Raw genomic sequence first — 18,821 nt, forward strand, 5'->3', positions numbered from 1 at the left:
ATAATTTCCCATTCACTGACGTTCAAGGTGAATGGGAATTAAGATTGGGGATTTCAATATCCGAAAATAGTACCGTTATTCTAATAACTAGCTCTAAAAACACTAAATCATGGAACAAAGACATCCTTTACCTCCATTTACCTTGGAAACAGCACTTCAGAAGGTTCAATTGGCAGAAGATGCATGGAACTCTAAAAACCCGGAAAAAGTTGCGCAGGCCTATACATTGGATAGCAAATGGAGAAATCGATCAACTTTTATAAATGGCAGGCAGGAGATTATCGAATTTTTAACTGAAAAGTGGAAAAGAGAACTTGACTATAAATTAAAGAAAACGCTGTGGGCATTCACTGATAACCGGATCGCCGTTCGTTATGAGTATGAATTTCATAATGCCGAGGGCCAGTGGTTCAGAGCATACGGCAATGAAAACTGGGAATTTGATGAGAATGGATTCATGCAAAAAAGATTTGCAAGTGTGAATGACCTTCCGATAGATGCATCGGAAAGAAGGCTGTAAGACACCGGTTAACTTGTATTTTGAAAAGCGGAATTTTTTATTATTTTTGGTATGCATGCTATTTGTACGATACCAAAAATTAATGAAGAATGTACGACCCGCTTTTTGATTATATCGAACGATACAGCGATGCTCAACTTCTACCTTTTGATAGGGACCGTATTGCCAGTATCATGAAACCTAAAAAACTCCGTCGTAAACAGCTGTTCCTCGAAGAGGGAAGTATATGTGCATATACGGGCTTTATTCTTAAAGGGGCTGTGCGCCAATTTAGCATATCGGAAAACGGTATGGAATGCATTAACCAACTATGTATTGAAAACTGGTGGATCACAGATCGCGAAAGCTTTATACATCGTATTCCGTCAACATATTATATTGAGGCATGGGAGGATACAGACCTACTTGTCTTTCGGAGGTCGGATCTTGATTTACTTCTGGAAATACCCGCGATTCAACGTATGTTCTGGAAAATGAGCGAAAATAATCACATCGCATTTCAAAAAAGGTTGGACGCAGCAATAAGCTTAAATGCTTTGCAACGTTACGAAAGATTCTTACGGTGTTATCCGGAAATCGTCCAGCGATTTCCTCTTCATCACATTGCATCATATTTAGGAGTAGTGAAAGAAACTTTAAGTAGAGTAAGAAAACCAAGTAAAATGTAAAGCGAAAACAGCGGTTCTATCTCCTCCACCTCAAGCCATCCAGGTCAATATCCAGATCGTACGTATATACACTAAAATCCGGGAACTGTTAGTGGCCCATAAGGATGTATTTTTGAGGGTAGAACAGGTAGAAGAACAGATGATAAAACAGGACCAAAAAATCGAGGTGCTTTTCAGTTATCTTAGTAAGTTTATTGAAAAAGAAGAAAAGCCGAGAAAAAAAGTTGGATACGAGATCGGAAAGAATAAAATCTAACAGATGTTGTAATTCTAGCCGTTTATGTTCTTATTTCAAATTTAGGGGGCACTTCTCTCGTAAAATCATTATGTTGATATGATTACTGATTTACAAGAGATTTGGTATATAATATTAAACCTTGAAACTAATTCTTTGCTTCCTTGAATTGAGCCGGCGTTAGGCCTGCTACTTTTTTAAATAGACGCGTAAAATACGATGGGCTTTCAAACCCCAGATCATAGGCAATTCCGGAAATGCTGCTGTCTGATCCCAACAATAGATTTTTCGCTTCTGTTACCAGATAGATATGGACATGCTCCAGCGCGGTTTTCCCGGTTTCCTGCTTCAGAAGATCGCTCAGATACCTGCTTGACAGAAACAGTTCTCCCGCGAGATAGTTTACGGTGGGCAACCCATCTTTTAGGTGCAGTTTCTTATCAAAATAGGTCTGTAATACTGCCTGAAACCTTTTAAGCGTTGCGCCCGAAACGTTGTTGCTTCGATCCGAAAACTGTCTTTTATAAAAACGGTCTGAATATTTTAGGATGGAATCAATATGTGACAGTATAATTTCACGGCTGAACTCATCCGAGTTTTCGTCATATTCTTTCCTTATCTTTTCATATAGCTCCCACATAATCACTTCCTCAGCAGGCGATAAGTGAAGCGCTTCGTTTATCTCATACTCAAAATAACCATAGTTTTTGATCTGTTTATGCAGGATGTGTCCGGCCAGGTAATCCTCATGGAAAAATATAACAAAACCCTTTTCTGCAAACTGGACGTTACTGACTTCGATAATCTGTCTTGGCTTCACGAAAACAGCGGAACCGTTGCTGTGGTCATATTTTGTTTTACCATAAAGGACATATCCCGACTTGATCTTTTTCAGGGCAATCATATAAAAGTCACCTGTGAATCTGTCTTCTCCGACCGAATAGGTCATAAGTTCTTTACAGGTCATCAGGCTTAAAAGTGGATGTTTTGGAGTTTCAAAGCCACTTCTTTCGTGAAGTTCGGTTATGCTTTTATAATGATTGATCTTTTCCAATGTGTCTGATTTTAAAAAATTACTCGTTGAAATGATCCAAAATTACATTTTCGTAAATCTGTGCTATTCTTCCGCTGATATGGAGTAGAGCAAAGGCCTGGTCTGGATATAACTTTGTCTTATCAAAATAACAAATAAAATTCTAAACAATAACAAAATGGCAAAGACAATTTTCATTACAGGCGCAACATCGGGATTTGGAAAACTATGGGCTGAAGCACTATTGCAACGTGGAGACAACGTAGCGGCAACCTCCAGAAGAGCTAACGCTTTTACAGCGCTGTCAGAAAAGTATGGTGATCAGTTTTTACCGCTACAGCTTGATATTACCGATAGAGAAGCCGTATTTGCTACCGTTAACAAAGCTAAAGAACATTTCGGTCAGCTTGATGTGGTGATCAACAATGCAGGTTATGGAGTTTTCGGTGCAGTAGAGGAAGTGAGGGAAAAAGTAGCAAGAGATGTTTTCGATGCGAATCTGTTCGGAACACTATGGGTGACGCAGGCGGCACTGCCGATCCTGAGAGCACAGGCCCACGGACATATCATCCAGCTTTCAAGTGTACTCGGTGTATGGAGCCTTCCCACTCTCGGTATTTACAATGCAACCAAATTTGCGGTAGAGGGACTTAGTGAAGCGCTGGCTAGTGAGGTCAAAGATTTTGGTATCCATGTAACTTTGATTGAGCCGAATGGGTACAAAACTGAATTTGGAGGAAGTTCAGCGGTATTCGGCGATTCGCTCGATGTATATAATCCATTGAGGGAAAGCTTGGGGAAAATTGAGGGACTTGGACCGGATGATTATGGTACTCCCAAAGCCACTGTTCCAGCTATCTTGAAACTGATCGACAGCGAAAACCCGCCGCTTAGACTATTTCTGGGCAAATTGGGATATGTCAAAACAGAAAGGGTTTATGGTGAAAAACTTCAGCAGTGGAAAGAATGGAAGGATGTTTCAGAAGCAGCGCATGGATAATACGGTGCTTTTTATAAATAGGTTAACAAAACAAGAAAAATAAAAATGAGCAAAATAGTTTTTATAACAGGAGCTTCCAAAGGATTTGGAAAAATATGGGCTGAGGCCTTACTTAAAAGAGGGGATAAAGTTGCCGCGTCGGCAAGAAATATCAGTGCGCTGGCAGATTTAAAATCTGCTTACGGTGACAGTATTTTAGAAGTGAAATTGGATGTTAACAGCCGTGAAGATGTTTTTTCAGCTGTTAAAAAGATCAAGGACCATTTTGGACGGATCGATGTAGTGATTAATAACGCCGGCTTTGGCTTGTTTGGAACAACCGAAGAAACATCCGAGCAGCAGGCCCGTGATCAGATGGAAACCAATTTTTTCGGATCACTGTGGGTCGCTCAGGCAGTATTGCCTATTATGAGGGAGCAAAGGAGCGGTCATATTATTCAGGTCTCAAGCTTTCTTGGACTAACGACACTGCCATTATTGGGATTATATAATGCTTCGAAATTTGCCGTAGAGGGTTTGATCGAAACGATCGGTTCGGAAACTGCCCACTTGGGTATTAAAACCACTTTAATTGAGCCCAATGGTTTTGCAACAGATTGGGCTGGAGCATCTGCGGTTCAGACTTCTTCGGAGATTACGGATTACGACCCGGTGCGCGCAGCTTTTGCAGAGAGCGGTGACAATCCTGACACCTGGGGAAAACCGGAAGCGACCGTTGAGCCGGTTTTGAACATCATCGATAGCGAAAATCCGCCCAAGCGCATATTGTTCGGTAGAATTGCCTATCAGGTCATTAATGATGTATATACCAAAAGGCTTGAAGATATCCAAAACTGGAAACAGGTCAGTATTGCTGCTCACGGACATTAGAAGAAGCTGAAATGACTCATCGCTTGAATGATGATCGTTAACAACACCAATATCGTGATCATACAGTAGGACATATCAACCTTTTTTTACGTTAAATGAATCCTGCCTCCGGTAAAATCTTTTTAACATAGATAAAATTGAACCGATGCAACATTATAAAACCCTTACAGCATTACATCTGGGCAATCAATGGGAAGCCCCGCAGCATCCGCTCTTCAGTATGATCGGCTGTCAGTCCGAATGTAAATTGGGAAATAGGGAATTTACGACCGACTGTTATGTAATTGCTTTTAAGAAAATTAAATCCGGCAATTTTATGTACGGACGTACGAGCTATGATCACGATAACGGATGCCTTTTCTTCGCCAAACCACGGCAGATCATCGAAATGAAAGATCTTGAATTCGAAGAAAAAGGATATATGCTGATGATCCATGAAGATTACCTGCATGGTCATGAACTTTTCAAAGAAATCGAGAAATACAGCTTTTTTGATTACGAAGTTACAGAGGCGCTGCATCTTTCCCCGAAAGAAGAACAGATTATATTGGAGCTTCATTCAAAAATCCAGACAGAATACTTTAATAATCCGGACGAATACAGCCGTGAAATTATTTTGAGCCATATTTCCTCTATCCTGAAGTATGCGCAGCGCTATTACAAAAGACAATTTGTTGATAGGGCGCAAGTCATCGGGAAGACAGCGTCCAAGTTTAACGATCTGCTGAGAAAATATTTAAATCAGGGTCTGATGGTAAAAAGCGGGCTTCCGAATGTGGCATTTCTGGCTGATCAGCTATTTGTTTCTCCACGCTATCTGAGTGATCTGCTGAAGCAGGAAACCGGAAAGACGGCAATGGAGCTAATTCATATCTTTATGATTTTAGAGGCCAAAACTTGCTGCGGCTGGGGAAAAAGGGCATAGCCGGAGCTAAAATGAAGATCAGGTAATCGGAAGCCCACTTATTTTGCGGGCTTCCGACGGCTACGATTCGTTGTTTGTCGGTTGCTTATTCTTTTCTGTATACCGATCAACCAGAAAGTACAGTAGCTTGGTAAAAACAAGCTGGAAAGGCACCAAGATCAGAATGGTTGGCAAAGCATATTCTATTCTGGTTTGGGTATGAAAATTTGGAACAAACCGCCACTATAATGATTATGTTCGATTAAGACCGGATAAATTCCAAAAGGTCTTTATTAATAGTCTGATGCTCTGTGGTAGGCATTCCGTGCGAGAAACCAGGGTACGTAATCAGCTTCCCGTTTTTCAGCAGCTTCGCAGATTTTATAGCTGAATTCTCTATTGGTACGATTTGGTCATCTTCACCGTGCAACACTAAGACCGGAATATCAACTGCCTTTAAATCTTCTGTAAAATCAGTTTCTGAAAAAGCTTTAATTCCATCATAGTGGGCAACGATGCCGCCCATCATTCCTTGCCGCCACCAGTTCCTCTGCACACCTTCCTTTATATCTGCACCTTCACGGTTATAGCCATAGAAAGGGAAAGTTAAGTCAATATAAAATTGGCTTCTATTATTTAATGTCTGTTCTCTGATATTGTCAAATACTTCCATTGGGACACCATCAGGATTAGATTCACTTTTTACCATAACAGGCGGAACTGCACTGATTAAAACAGCTTTCTTCGCTCTACCTTTGGCATACTTGTTTACATAACGGATTACTTCACCGCCACCTGTGGAGTGGCCTATGTGTACCACTTCTTTTAACCCCAAAAACTCAACCAGCTCAGCCGCGTCAGAAGCGTATTGCTCGATAGTGTGACCATAAATATTCTGGCTGGAACGGCCGTGACCTCTTCTGTCATGCGCGATTACACGATAGCCTTTTTGTAAAAAGAAAATCACCTGTGCATCCCAGTCGTCTGAAGATAATGGCCATCCATGATGAAACATCAAAACCGGGCCTTCTCCCTGGTCTTTGTAAAAAATCTCTGTTCCGTCTTTTAATTTTAGCGTGCTCATTTTTCTTAAATTTTTAAAGTTTGTGATAGTTAATGTCAAGTAATCTTGCCCTAATTCTTTAGCAAAAGTAGTGCAACCAAATTCATTCGATCTTAATCTAGGTTAAGATCGCAAAAATTAATTGTAATTAAATCCGATCGGCTCACTTTGCCTGCATAAAGTATGCTATCTATAAATCCCCGGGAGGATAAAACGACTTAGCTTTTTTTGGTTAATCAGACGAAACAGCATATAAGTCTTCACATCGATAATTGTTTTAAAGAAGGCGAGTTAAATAGAGTGGCAACTGTCAAGGAATCCTTGACAGTTCAACTTGAAGGAAATAGAAAGGTAAAACGGAAAATAGAGCCCTATAATCTCGATGTTATCATTTCGGTTGGATATCGTGTTAAATCTTCACAAGGCAAACTGTTTAACGTATTTCTTTACCTGTTCTTGAATAAAGAATACACGTTATCGAACAGCTTATTTAGTAAATTTCTTTTCTCGGTTATAACTTCTGCATTTGCTATCAAGCCATTTTTTAGCTGAATTTTTCGTTTATAGGACGTATTATTGCCATTTATGAGCGTGATCTTTGCGCTATATAGCGAATCAGAAAAGTTTATATCGGAGAGATAATCTATTCTGCCATGCAGAAGACCGAACTCTTGATATGGATATGCGCGAACTTTGAGCAGTACTCGTTGTCCTTCTCTTACCTTTCCCAAGGAAAATTGATCAATATGTAACCGGCCAATATATTCACTGATACGATTAGGTTCGATAAAAAGAGCAGGCTCGTCGGCGGTAAGCCATTGCCCTTGCACCAGTCGTTTATGAAAAACAACCGTACCGCTTATACTTGCAGTTAATACATACTTTCGTTTCCATTGATCGAGCTCACTCTTGAAGTTATTGATGACGCTGAGATAACTTGCTTTTCGCTCATTCACTTCATTCTCCAAGGTTAACATTTTACTTTGTATCTGTTCCATTTGAGAACGGTTAGCTAAAATGGCTGACCTTGTTTGCTGAACGGGCATTTCGCTGTTAATGAGCCGACTCTCCGCATATCTGTATTCTTGCGATGATATAAGCTTTTTGTCGAAGAGCTTTTTATAAGCATCATAATTTTCTTTCTGAAGGCGGTAATCATCTTCCTGTAACTGTAACTGTTTCGAAGCCTGAAGGTTTTGAGCCTTTAGATTGTGAATTTCGTTTTTCATAGACTGGTGTTGCTTTGCCAATAACCCACTTTCCAGAAAAGCGCTGAAACTAATGAATTTTTCCAAAAACACTTGATAACTGCCCTGTAATTCCCCTAAATGCCTTACACTGGCTAAGTTAAATGTCCCTAATGTTTTAAAATCTTTCGAAGCGGCATATGCAAGCATCGTATCAATCTTCTCACTTAAAGCAAGAATATCACGATGTTGAGCGGTGCTCTGTAAAAAACCAAGAACCGAGCCGCTATCGACCTGCTGAGTCTCTCTAACCAACAGATTTACTAACTTTCCGCTGCTACCTGCTACCACGGCTTGTGGTGGTTGCTTATTCTCAATTACTGCAGTAGCTTTTAAAATATCAGGGGCGGGAATAAATGCAGCTGCGACTACAAAAATAACGAGTATGGTAAAGAAGATACTTATCCCCCACCGTACAAGCCAACTCGGCACATCGGTGATGATGTCTTGTAGCTCTTCACTAAAATCGTTGTTGTATTCTTGAATAGTTGGCATATGTGACTACGTTAATTTTCGAGCTCCAATTGATTGCTTACCAATTCGTAGTACTTACCCTTTAGACCTAAAAGATGATGGTGGGTACCTTGCTCAACAATACCTCCACCGTCTAGCACCACAATATTATCAGCGGTTTTTACCGTGCTCAACCTATGGGCAACCACAACTACCGTGCGATTCACGAAAAAGGAATTTAAATTTTCAATAATCGCTTTCTCATTATTTGCATCGAGCGCATTGGTAGCCTCGTCAAAAAAAACAAACGGTGCTTGCTTATAGATCGCACGCGCTATTAAAATTCGCTGTTTTTGACCTTGGCTAATTCCATTTCCTTCTGCGCCAATCTGCGTCTTTAATCCGTTTGGAAGAAGTCGGACAAAATCTTCTAAACAAGCCATTTGAATTGCTTTTTTTAACAAACTCTTGTCAACTGGCTTTTCAGAAAGCGTAATATTTGCTTCTATCGAATCGGAAAATATAAAGCTATCTTGCATCACAACACCACATTGGAGTTTCCAAAATTTTGGGTTAAACTGTTCCAGTGATATATCACCTATTTTGATATCGCCATGATACGACTGATAGAATCCTAACAGCAGTTTAACCAGTGTTGTCTTCCCGCTGCCGCTTACGCCAACTATGGCCGTCGTTTTTCCTTGCGGTATATAAAGGGTTAGATCTGTTAAAACGGGTTTGCCTCCCGGATAACTAAAACTGACTCCCTTCAAGGAAATAGTCACACTCTCTGGCAGTTCGTTGTAAAGTAACTTGCTTTCTCCTTCCTCATCTTCCAGCTCGTAAAGATCATTAAGTCTTTCCAAGCTAAGCTTTGCATCCTGATAACTTTGCACAAAGCTTAAAAATTGTTCGACGGGACTACTAAGCTGCCCAATTATATACTGGACGGCTACTAATCCTCCCAGCGACATATCACCACTTATTACAGCTGTTGCTACGACATAAATAATCAATAAATTTTTCCCTTCGTTGAAAAACACCCCGCCCGCTTGTTGATATTGCCCTAAGGCTAGCGAACGCACATTGAAATGAAATAATTTTGCCTGAAGATGTTCCCAATCCCACCGCTTTTTCTTCTCAGTGCCACTCAGCTTGATCTCTTGCATACCCTGCACGAGTTGTATCGTTGTGGATTGCGTCTTGGCAGAAATATCGAAGCGCTTATAGTCGAGCTGCTTTCTCCTTTCTAAAAACACATAGATCCATACACCGTATAACACGGTGCCTAAAATAAATATTCCAAAGACTTTCAAGTTGTAAAATGCCAGCACCATTGAAAATATCAGCAGATTAAAAATCGAAAAGCCGATATTCAGGGTTTGCCCTGTAAGGAAACTTTCTATCCGCTTCTGATCGTCAATACGTTGTAATATATCGCCCGTTTTTTTTGAATCAAAGAAACTGATAGGCAAGCGCATTAATTTGCTAAAGAAATCTGTAAGTACAAAGATGTTAAGACGCGTGCTTATATGAAGCAATATCCATGATCTTATAAAATCTACGCCTGTACGCCCTATTAGTAGTGCGAATTGGGCAATAAGTAACAGGTTAATCAACGCCATATCTTGCGTGGGAATACCTATGTCAACAATCGATTGTGTTAGGAAGGGTATCAAAATCTGCAAAAAACTGCCTACCAAAAACCCAATAAAGAGTTGCGCAAGAAGTTTTTTGTACCGAAACATGTACATGAAAAACTTGCCAAAGCCTGACTTTTTTTCTTCTTCTTCTTCCGATTTAAAAAAAGCAGGTGTTGGATCTAAAAGCAGCGCGATGCCATTTCCCTTATCCTGGCCCCAATGCTGCAAAAACTCTTGCTCGGAATACCGAATAATACCCATACCCGGATCGGCAACTGTAAAATTACCCTTGCGATGCTTAAAGAGCACAACGAAATGATTTTGATCCCAGTGTATAATAGCCGGCATAGGCGCTTCCTTGAGCTCTGAAAGAGGTAAGAATACGCCGCGTGTGTGAATTCCTATTTTCTCCGCAGCATCTGCTATACTATACATTGACACGCCTTCTCGATTTATCTGACAGTAATCCCGTAATTGCTGAAGGCTTATTGACTTACCGAAATACGCGGCAACCATTTTCAGGCATATGGGACCGCAATCCATTTGATCTAACTGCCGATGGAATTTTATTTTTTTGGACATAGGTTAACATCGCCTTCCTTTATATATTCATTTTACATTATCTAGCCAGGTATGCAGCCAATAATGGATGGCCGCTTTGCTGGGTTGTCTTTCCGCCATTTCCCTTATTTCATTGTAATCATATTCGAAAAGTTCCTTTACCGGAATTAGCTGCTGACGGGTTGATGAATTTTCTGCTAAGGTATCTCGCATCCGGTACGGCCCTGAATAGTAGGGGGTCGAAATAAGATCACGCATACCGCTTTCATAAGCAGAAACGATATCTTTAGCTACTTGTAGCAGGTAATTCTCCCTTGGCGGTGCACAAAAAAACTCCGACGCCAATGAATCATTTACAGGATCAATTAATAAATAACCCTTTGGACATGCTAAATGATACCTAATAAATTCATTCGGAATAACCAACTGAACGTCCCAATCTATGTAATAACCGCCGTGTCGATATACAATTAAATACCGCGCAATATCTGCTGCTTCTGCGAAATTTCTGGCTTGTTTAAAGGCTTCTACAGCAAAGGGGAATTCGGATTGTAGAAACTGCATCAGATCATCATCGTTCCAATATTTAATTGTGAAATCCAACTGTTTGAGCAATTGCCAGGATGCAAGACAATGCTGAACGACATCGTTTTTAACGCCACCTACAATTTGATGAATTACCGTTGGCACCATAGTACAATTAACAAATTAAAAGAATATGATTAAGAGTATTCCGGCCGGCTTTTGTTAACGAGCTTACCATCTCCACCACTCTCGGTTGATGGTTATAGTCAGGTAGCGCACCTCCGTACACCAAGTTGGTATAACGGGTTAAGTCGTGTTCCTGACGAAAACCTAACGAGGAGTTCAATGACGCAAAGCTTGCCGTCCAACGTTTATATCCTAACGATATGGCGGCTGTGTGTGCACAGGAACACAGAAAGTGTAAGGATTGATGATCCGCATTTTCCGGCCCTGCACGCAGACCTGTTTCGATTATAGATTCTGACCACTCTATTAGCCGATAAAGTGTTTTTTCAATCGTGTGAACATTAATACGAGCTGGCAATAAAAAACTGAGCACGATCAGCGTCTGGCCCGCCACCCTTATTACATCCGAATCCGTAAGACCGGTGTTCGGCATAATCTGTTGATCAACTTTATATCGAACGTCATCTGTAAGTAGTACCAAGCATTCCTGAAAACAGAGTTGACGGTACCTATTACTTTTTGGGTTTATATTGCTATTTCGCAATTGAAAGTACAACGCTGTTCCCAGTGAACCTTGTTGTATATCAAGGTTTTCATTGGGAGCATAAATAACCGCTTTATACAATTCATCATCAATGTCTTCCAATATTTCATCGGTGTTGAAGGGTGCAAATGAATTTTGAACAATCCACTCTAAACCCCAACCTATCCCCGCTAAACCATTTAAAAAGTTTAAATTATCAGTGTTTAATACCAAATCTGGCAAATCATCTAATATTGCAAACGCTTTTCTTGTGTCTTGTTCACCCCCGGAGTGGAAAGCTTTAAGAAAATGGTGGATACTTCGCCCGATATGCGACTCTAAAAACCGCACACTTTGTTGACTGGTTAACTGGTTGTCTATGCCGATCGTTTGTTCCATGTGTACATTATTTAACGCCAATGCCATGCTTCTGTATAGGCTTTCAGTTCGTTTTTATCCATGTTGCAAATCTTGAAATACTCCTCCATATATCGTTCCTGTACTTCATCGGCCATTTTTGAATTTTCCGATCGGGGATGCGGTAGATGATAAAGCGCTCCTCCTACGCGATCGATTCGGAAACCCAACGTATCCATCCGCTTCATACGTTCTCGATCTTCAGGGCCCCAGCTTTTGAAATGCTCATTTTCCAATCCGGCCGATATATAGCTATTCCGATTAAGAAAAACCACACCTCCGCATGAACGCCTCGTATCAACAACAAACTTGTTTTTGTTAACGGACAATAAAGACGGATCCAAAACTTTAGCGAACATCTGTTTGAACAATTCATCCAGCAAAACAAAGGTCCCATCATAAGGATAAACCATATCGCAAAAATCATATCTTAAGCGGTTTACACTTTCCAAAATTTGTTGAATGGGTATTACCGCGTCCGTATCATAAATTGCTATAAAAGGGGTGTCTGCTTTCTTAATCAACCAATTATTTACGCTCGTTCTGTGTAAGGTAGGATTCTTATCTCTCAAAAAGAACAGTTGGCAATCTGGCGGTAATAGTGATTTATCGACGCGGGCCATGGAATCGGACTCCGCAATTAGTATATGGGTTTTAAAGTACTTATCGAGATAGCTACATACTTGATAAAGGTTTTCTAATCTTTCTTCCGAGTCAGCTCTGATGGGAATTAAGAAACTTGTATCACTGAGATCTGCTCTTTTTTGGGTATCCCGAACCCGGTGTACATACTTAATCACAGCATGTGAAGCGATTTCTTTTGAAGAAAAATTGAGTTTTGAATCATGCCATGGTGAAAAATTTGCATAATCAGTTTTTGAAAAATTTTTTCCGTTGCCCCTTTGAGCGGATCCTGAATAATGTAAGATTTTTGTTGATTCATAGAGGACATTGGGATCATCGGCCCAACAAAATTTCAACTCATCATGTGTTTTTACTGTTATATCTAATGACCAAGCTCGCCATAATATTGCCCACATGTCGGCATACCAAGCTTGTAACCCGTGAAATTCACTACGTCTTAAACCTGTTAAGAGATATTCCTCTTCGGCCTTTTCGTTATTAAAATCACTGAGATGATAATAAAGATTTTCAGTATCTTCTTCAATAGTGTACCAAAAATCAGCTTTTACATTTTTCAGGAGATATTGTGCACCACCGGTATTTTTGTTATTTTTAAGTATCGTAGAAACGGGTATGTCCATTACTTGACACATTTCACTTAATAGTCTATCACCTCCGTATTTCTTAATGTATTCGACGGATAAATATGTATGAGTATCAGAAACGTACCAGGTATCGCCTCTTCTCAATTGCTCGAAATCAGGTAAGGTTCTGAAAATAACATCTGAGTCGTGATAAAAAATAATTGCTGATTCAAGGTCTTTAATTCGCAAATAATGCTGCCTGATTAAGTTTGGTCTAATGGAGGATGGATAAGACCTTCTCTTCCTGGTATCGGGATATATAAAAAAACGGGCTTTATCCCTATTTTCGTTTATAAAAGCAGAAAATTCATCAGACAGCCCTTTTTTTTGCTCGTATCCAATAAGCACATGTATTGCAGATGGATGAATGCCCATATCGCTAAAATTCAGCAATTGAATCTCCAATTGCCAGATAAAATAAAATTCATCTGGCTGAGCTGAAAGATATATTATGGTATCATTCGTGTTCACTCGTTAAGCAGTTTATCTATTTCTTTAAAAAGCTGCTCGCTCTGGGACGGCCAAGGCAAATTGTTATTGACCAGCTTGCCATCTTTATTATACAACATGTACCTTGGTATGGGCATCACTGGCTGGTTAGTGATTTTTGATATAACGGGATAGGAATTGTTTGTTATCAGGTAATGATATCCTTCAAGCTGATAAAGTTCAATATCCTTTATCCAGCCATCGCCGTTTTTTGGAAAATCGACAGATAGGTATAGCAGCGCAAGGTTATTTTTCTTACTATAATCTTGCACGAGTTTTGCATTGGAAAATTCTTTTTTACAAGGAGCACACCATGTAGCCCAAAAATCAATTAAAACAGGTTTTCCTTTAAAATTTTGCTTTACAAAGTCGCCTAAATCTTTTAATGAATCCGTACTCAAAATTTCGAATGTATTGTCTTTGGCTTTATATTCGCCAAAAGTGTAGGGTCCGATTTGACCGGTACTTGATTGATCGAAATACTTGTTGAGAATCTTGTTGTAAGGACTGGCAGGGAAAGCTTCTTTAAACCGTAGATAGGCATTTACAATCTCTTCATTACTTTTAGTCTGAAAATTCACGTCGAACAACAAATTGGTTGCCAGCATTTTCTCCTGCAGCTCGGCAGGTGCCGCATCTCTAACTTTATCGCCACCTGTCCAAAGGCCTAAAGTATTCCTTGCTGTTCCTTCCAATATGCCCTTGTCTATTAGGCGACATTTCTCAACTGCATTCTCGGTCCGGGTGATGATAAAGACATCTCTATATTGCTCACTGAAAGGATCGTACTTCGTGAAAAGGTATTTGTATAGTTGCTGTATCTGGATATCTGATAATTTTATCTGATAATGATCTTTGATATGGGGTTGATTTCGGTTTGATATTACATTGGAAACTGTCAACAAAAATTTGGCCTCAATTTCGCGCGTTGCCTGTTTACAGAAATCTTCGGAACATGCCTTATTTTCCTTTAATGTAGAAAGTTCAGCAAGCAGCGTATTTTTAAATTGTTCCAACGACAGTATTAGGCGATCATTACCTTTGGCTTCAGCTAAAATTTGTGCTATTTTCTGTTCAATAATGTAGGCTTTGTTATAAAGATCGGAACTTAGAAAATACTGCTGACCCTTTGCATTATTACCTTCAAATGAAACGACCGGCTGATTTTTTGCACCGGTTTGTGTTATATTTATATGCAGCGAATCGCCTGGTGTTAGGATCAACCTCAATTTCGGAATATAAGGATTGTTATTTATCATCACCATCATAGGTGAGTTGATTGGTAGACTTTTTTTGAAGGTGCCGTTCTGAAAAACGGCTTTTTCATACATAAAGGCTTGATTGGCCGGATCACCATCTATCGACTGATAGAACCACACTTCTGTACCATCTTTTGCATTGGTATTTTTCCCGATAATTACTGCCTGCTGTGCGGAGGAATAGCTACTAAAAAATAACACGAAATATAACAAGATATAAACGCTTTGCCTTCTCATAATCATTAACCATCATAGTTCATAGAAATCCTCAATGCGGTCTAATGACTACATTGAGGATGAATTAGTGAAAACCTTCTCGGTAAAAAGGCTTTTACATGTCGGAGTCTAGCAAGAATCCCAACACCCCTGAAGTGATTTACAGCCGTAAGAAACTCCATTACATGTACATGGATAAGTTCCGGATGGACAATCGCTGCCACTGCTTGATAGCGCTTTGCCGCCTAAAACATTCTTTAATTGTTCTCTGGTTAGTACCTGCACGTTGCCTAACTGCTTCGCTTTTAAACTTAGCTTTTTCATAATTTTGATTTTTTTAAAAAAAATAATTGATATTGGTCACTTTTTTGAAGGTCGACCAACCCTTTGTCAATACTCTCCCTTGGAGACTACCGACGATCTCTAGCAAACATCAGCAAGGAACACTATAGCAAAAAATACTTTAAATCCTCTACTGTATAGAATGAGGGGATCCTTCGCCCATTTATATATATGGTTGGTGTGTATCGAATGTCGTTATCGACGCACCACTGTTGCATGTTTTCCATTTCGTGGTCAAATTTTTCAGCATGGATTGATGGGTACTTTTCTTTGAAGCTTCTTAAATCCTTTTGATCACTTAAGTACCAGTCGTAAATAGCAGCTTTTAATTCACTTTGGTCGTACTGACGTGAAAGGGACAAGAAATGTCGGATTGTATCGGCATGTTGGTCATTATTTGGACGAGAAAAAATGATCTGTAAACAGACGTTATCGTTACGATCAATAATTTCGTCTAAAATAGCATGCGCCCGCGAACAAGGATCGCAATATGGGTTGCAGACTTTTACGATGTTTATTTCTGCGTCCGGGAAACCGAATCGAAAGCCTAATAATTTATTTTCGTTTACGATAGGTTGCTGAACGGACAGCAAATCTTGAAACATTGTCGGATCTTTTTTCAAGCGCTCGAAACGAAATAGTTTCTGTTGCTCCTTTTTTACGGTTGCTATATAGGGAACTAGCAAGTTTAAAATCAAGTATACGAATGAAAGACATACAATTAACGTGGATGACAGTATAACCTGACTCTCTTGAAAAATGATCTGCTGTATCCAGCCATCGTAAAAGCCGACCGTCAACTGCAAAACGAGTACACTTTGTACGATTAGGCACAATGCACACCACTTTCTAAGAACGAAGGCTTGTTGATAAAGGGAATAAACAATGACAGGTACGACTAAAACGTTTAAAAAAAACAGAAAATGGTAAGAAACGGGAGCATATGCAGCTTGGAGTATTAAAAACAATAAACTTCCTAAAAAGAATGTACCACCTAACAGTACTAAACTATGACCAAACAACTTTGCCCCTTTTGAACCGGAAACCTGCGAACAAGGAGAAGTTGATGCTGCGCTTCCGCAAAACATTTTTACGAGGCTTGTGTCTACGTGAAGAGATGACATAAGCAATAACATAGTGGCTGTAGCACCGACCAGCAAAAGCACATTATAGGCTATGTACGGCCATCCTCCACTTCCTAGTTCAGTATAAAGATAAAAAGTGAGCAGTAGTGTTAATACAGGAACAAGAAGTAACGCAACGGTATTTAACACGTGACGTTGTCGATCCGAAAGCAAGCTTTCGCGATCGTGGTTCTGCTTTGCTGAAAGTGTAGGCTCAACTAAAAGCAGATTATTTGAGCAGATATCTGCAAAGCTTTCTAATGACTTTGATGAATATCGAAGTGTTGTTGGATTCAAATAAGAAACGTTACTGCCGTTGATAGATCTTACTATGGAAAGAACGTCGCCTTCTTTATGCTGAATCTGTACCAAACAGGGTAGCATATTCGGTTCCAATGATGCTGGGGATGCCTGTATTGGGAGATTGTCAACACCAAAATATTTTAACGTATCTGAAATGGACAACAGGCTTGGATAATCCGGATGACTCTTGATCTCTTTTGAAAATGTAGATTTAGACACTTTGACATCTAGCTCTTTCAATAGTGTATATGCAACATCTAGCAAAATATCCCTTTCTAACAGCATACCTTTCATAATTAGGAAATTGGTTACATTGGTTATCGAGTCTTACCTTCTAAGTGGTTCAACTATATGCTTGTTGCAATGATATAAAAATCCCCGAGGCCTATGAAAAAGTTTACACATAATCTACCAGACTTTACACATAAAGAGCTACAGCTTACACTAATGAAACAATTTATCACCGATAGGAGACACTTATTAACGTTAAATTGAGATATCTAAACGTTATCGCATTACAATTAAAATCCATCGCGATTGAAAGAAACGTTTGGTCTGCCGCCGGGCAACAATTATTGGCAGAGGTTTAGGTAGCGATCGCGATCTTCACTTTTTGCTGCGTTGGCAATTACCAGTGCTTCCCTTGTATTGAAAACCGATGACTAAACCTGAGGAAGGGAAAACTTTATATTCATTTTCCAATTCATTCTCCGACACCACAAAATATTTGATGTAACGTTTCAGTCTTTCAGTCGGAAAATGTTTCTCGGACTTCATCTTATATAACAAAAAGTAGATATATAAAAAGCATTCTACTCTTGCATATGCCATCAAAAACAATGGACTTTTAAACAAAGCAACTTCGGACGTTTGAACAAAGCCGGATTTTGATTGCCTGTTTACCTTTGTTTTATCAATAACGAATAAAATTTCTAAAAGATGGAAAAAAACAATTATCAGGGAGCATTGCAACAGCCAATAGGCTCGGGCTTCAACGCTGAATCAACAGCAGCAGACATCATCAAAGGTATTGACCTTTCAGGAAAAATCGCCGTTATAACAGGTGGTAACACAGGTATCGGTCAGGAAACTACCAAAACATTGGCGCAGGCCGGGGCAACTGTCATCGTACCGGCAAGAGATGTAGAAAAAGCAAAACGTAACCTGGATGGAATCGCCAATGTCGAAATAGAGCCGATGGACCTGATGAATCCGGCTTCTATTGATGCCTTTGCACAAAAGTTTCTGGACTCTGGCAGGCCTCTGCATCTGCTCATCAACAATGCCGGCATTATGTGGGTACCGCTTCGCCACAACAGCCATGGTATTGAATCACAACTGGCGACCAATTACCTGGCACAATTCCGGTTAACAGCAAAGCTATGGCCTGCTCTCAAACAAGCGAATGGTGCCAAGGTCATCAATGTATCTTCCCACGGTCACCAGTTCGGAACCTTCGATTTTGATGACCCCAACTTTCAGCATCGTACATACGAAACATTACAGGCGTATGGTCAATCCAAAACGGCCAGTAATTTGTTCGCGCTTGAACTGGACAATCGGGCCAAAGCCTTCAATATACGGGCATACAGCCTGCATCCGGGTTCCATTGCGGGAACTGAACTTGGAAGGGAAGCACCCTTGGAATTATTTGTAAAAATGGGTTTTGTGGACGAACAGGGTAATATGTTGCCCGAAGTCTTGGCTTCACTCAAAACGATACCGCAGGGTGCTGCCACAACGGTATGGTGTGCCACTACGCCTTTGCTTGATAATATGGGTGGTGTGTACTGTGAGGATGCAGATGTTGCACCGTTAGCATCCGACAGCGGGCCGTCTCGGGGCGTAAAACGCTATTCGTTGGACGAGGCTGATGCCAAACGCCTGTGGAAATGGAGCGAAGAAACCAGCGGCATCTCTTTTCCACTGAGTTAATATCAAACTAAAGGGAATAAAAACGTTGAAAGATAAA

Annotated in this window: 18 protein-coding genes; 7 read left to right on the top strand and 11 right to left on the bottom strand. The window is 40.1% G+C overall.

What is annotated here, in order from left to right; all coding sequences use genetic code 11:
- The first annotated feature begins 109 nt into the window (after nt 1-109).
- Nucleotides 110-520, top strand: coding sequence for a nuclear transport factor 2 family protein (locus FKG96_RS22470; protein ID WP_149106162.1), 411 nt, complete (start codon nt 110-112; stop codon nt 518-520).
- An 89-nt stretch (nt 521-609) separates the two neighbouring features.
- The gene (locus tag FKG96_RS22475; RefSeq protein ID WP_149106163.1) at nt 610-1,188 is read left to right on the top strand and encodes a Crp/Fnr family transcriptional regulator; all 579 of its coding nucleotides are present in this window, start codon (nt 610-612) and stop codon (nt 1,186-1,188) included.
- 383 nt (nt 1,189-1,571) lie between these two features.
- Here FKG96_RS22475 and FKG96_RS22480 read toward each other — a convergent pair whose 3' ends face one another.
- On the bottom strand, nt 1,572-2,477 hold the full coding sequence (locus FKG96_RS22480) for an AraC family transcriptional regulator (protein WP_149106164.1): 906 nt from the start codon (nt 2,475-2,477) through the stop codon (nt 1,572-1,574).
- A 157-nt stretch (nt 2,478-2,634) separates the two neighbouring features.
- On the opposite strand from FKG96_RS22480, the gene FKG96_RS22485 reads away from it, so the two are divergent.
- The 3 genes from FKG96_RS22485 (at nt 2,635) to FKG96_RS22495 (ending at nt 5,251) form a co-directional block, all read left to right on the top strand.
- The gene (locus FKG96_RS22485; protein WP_130856608.1) at nt 2,635-3,456 is read left to right on the top strand and encodes an SDR family NAD(P)-dependent oxidoreductase; all 822 of its coding nucleotides are present in this window, start codon (nt 2,635-2,637) and stop codon (nt 3,454-3,456) included.
- 45 nt (nt 3,457-3,501) lie between these two features.
- Complete coding sequence (locus FKG96_RS22490; protein WP_130856607.1) at nt 3,502-4,326, top strand: SDR family NAD(P)-dependent oxidoreductase; 825 nt, start codon at nt 3,502-3,504, stop codon at nt 4,324-4,326.
- Between the two features lie 145 nt (nt 4,327-4,471).
- Entirely contained in the window at nt 4,472-5,251 is a 780-nt protein-coding gene (locus FKG96_RS22495) for an AraC family transcriptional regulator (protein ID WP_130856606.1), read from the top strand.
- Between the two features lie 241 nt (nt 5,252-5,492).
- On the opposite strand, the gene FKG96_RS22500 is transcribed toward FKG96_RS22495, so the two are convergent.
- Nucleotides 5,493-6,314 (bottom strand): alpha/beta fold hydrolase, encoded by an 822-nt coding sequence (locus FKG96_RS22500; RefSeq protein ID WP_149106165.1) that lies wholly within the window; start codon nt 6,312-6,314, stop codon nt 5,493-5,495.
- Between the two features lie 279 nt (nt 6,315-6,593).
- Between FKG96_RS22500 and rhuM the strand changes: the two genes are divergently transcribed.
- Nucleotides 6,594-6,845, top strand: a complete 252-nt coding sequence (gene rhuM, locus FKG96_RS27290) for a RhuM family protein (protein WP_354004748.1) — start codon at nt 6,594-6,596, stop codon at nt 6,843-6,845.
- On the opposite strand, the gene FKG96_RS22510 is transcribed toward rhuM, so the two are convergent.
- The 9 genes from FKG96_RS22510 to FKG96_RS22550 all read right to left on the bottom strand — a co-directional run bounded on the left by FKG96_RS22510 (nt 6,740) and on the right by FKG96_RS22550 (nt 17,626).
- Nucleotides 6,740-8,035, bottom strand: a complete 1,296-nt coding sequence (locus FKG96_RS22510) for an HlyD family secretion protein (protein ID WP_149106167.1) — start codon at nt 8,033-8,035, stop codon at nt 6,740-6,742. The two genes, rhuM and FKG96_RS22510, sit on opposite strands and share 106 nt — an antisense overlap.
- Nucleotides 8,036-8,046: 11 nt before the next feature.
- Nucleotides 8,047-10,218, bottom strand: coding sequence for a peptidase domain-containing ABC transporter (locus FKG96_RS22515; protein ID WP_149106168.1), 2,172 nt, complete (start codon nt 10,216-10,218; stop codon nt 8,047-8,049).
- 27 nt (nt 10,219-10,245) lie between these two features.
- Complete coding sequence (locus FKG96_RS22520; protein ID WP_149106169.1) at nt 10,246-10,890, bottom strand: glycosyltransferase family 32 protein; 645 nt, start codon at nt 10,888-10,890, stop codon at nt 10,246-10,248.
- Between the two features lie 7 nt (nt 10,891-10,897).
- A complete protein-coding gene (locus FKG96_RS22525; RefSeq protein WP_149106170.1) occupies nt 10,898-11,830 on the bottom strand; it encodes a hypothetical protein in 933 nt (310 codons plus the stop codon).
- An 11-nt stretch (nt 11,831-11,841) separates the two neighbouring features.
- The gene (locus FKG96_RS22530) at nt 11,842-13,587 is read right to left on the bottom strand and encodes a galactosyltransferase-related protein (RefSeq protein WP_149106171.1); all 1,746 of its coding nucleotides are present in this window, start codon (nt 13,585-13,587) and stop codon (nt 11,842-11,844) included.
- Complete coding sequence (locus FKG96_RS22535; protein WP_168204600.1) at nt 13,584-15,101, bottom strand: TlpA disulfide reductase family protein; 1,518 nt, start codon at nt 15,099-15,101, stop codon at nt 13,584-13,586. Before FKG96_RS22535 ends, FKG96_RS22530 begins: the two co-directional genes overlap by 4 nt.
- A 108-nt stretch (nt 15,102-15,209) precedes the next feature.
- Entirely contained in the window at nt 15,210-15,404 is a 195-nt protein-coding gene (locus tag FKG96_RS22540; RefSeq protein WP_149106173.1) for a hypothetical protein, read from the bottom strand.
- A 122-nt stretch (nt 15,405-15,526) separates the two neighbouring features.
- Nucleotides 15,527-17,134, bottom strand: a complete 1,608-nt coding sequence (locus tag FKG96_RS22545; protein ID WP_168204601.1) for a vitamin K epoxide reductase family protein — start codon at nt 17,132-17,134, stop codon at nt 15,527-15,529.
- 321 nt (nt 17,135-17,455) lie between these two features.
- Entirely contained in the window at nt 17,456-17,626 is a 171-nt protein-coding gene (locus FKG96_RS22550) for a hypothetical protein (RefSeq protein ID WP_210421328.1), read from the bottom strand.
- A 162-nt stretch (nt 17,627-17,788) separates the two neighbouring features.
- Here FKG96_RS22550 and FKG96_RS22555 point away from each other — a divergent pair, with 162 nt between their 5' ends.
- Nucleotides 17,789-18,784: an SDR family NAD(P)-dependent oxidoreductase gene (locus FKG96_RS22555; protein WP_149106175.1), complete on the top strand. Its 996-nt coding sequence runs from the start codon at nt 17,789-17,791 to the stop codon at nt 18,782-18,784.
- The last annotated feature ends 37 nt before the right edge of the window (nt 18,785-18,821 follow it).

Origin of the sequence: Olivibacter sp. LS-1, from assembly GCF_008245145.1 — a bacterium.
Lineage (GTDB): Bacteria > Bacteroidota > Bacteroidia > Sphingobacteriales > Sphingobacteriaceae > Olivibacter > Olivibacter oleidegradans.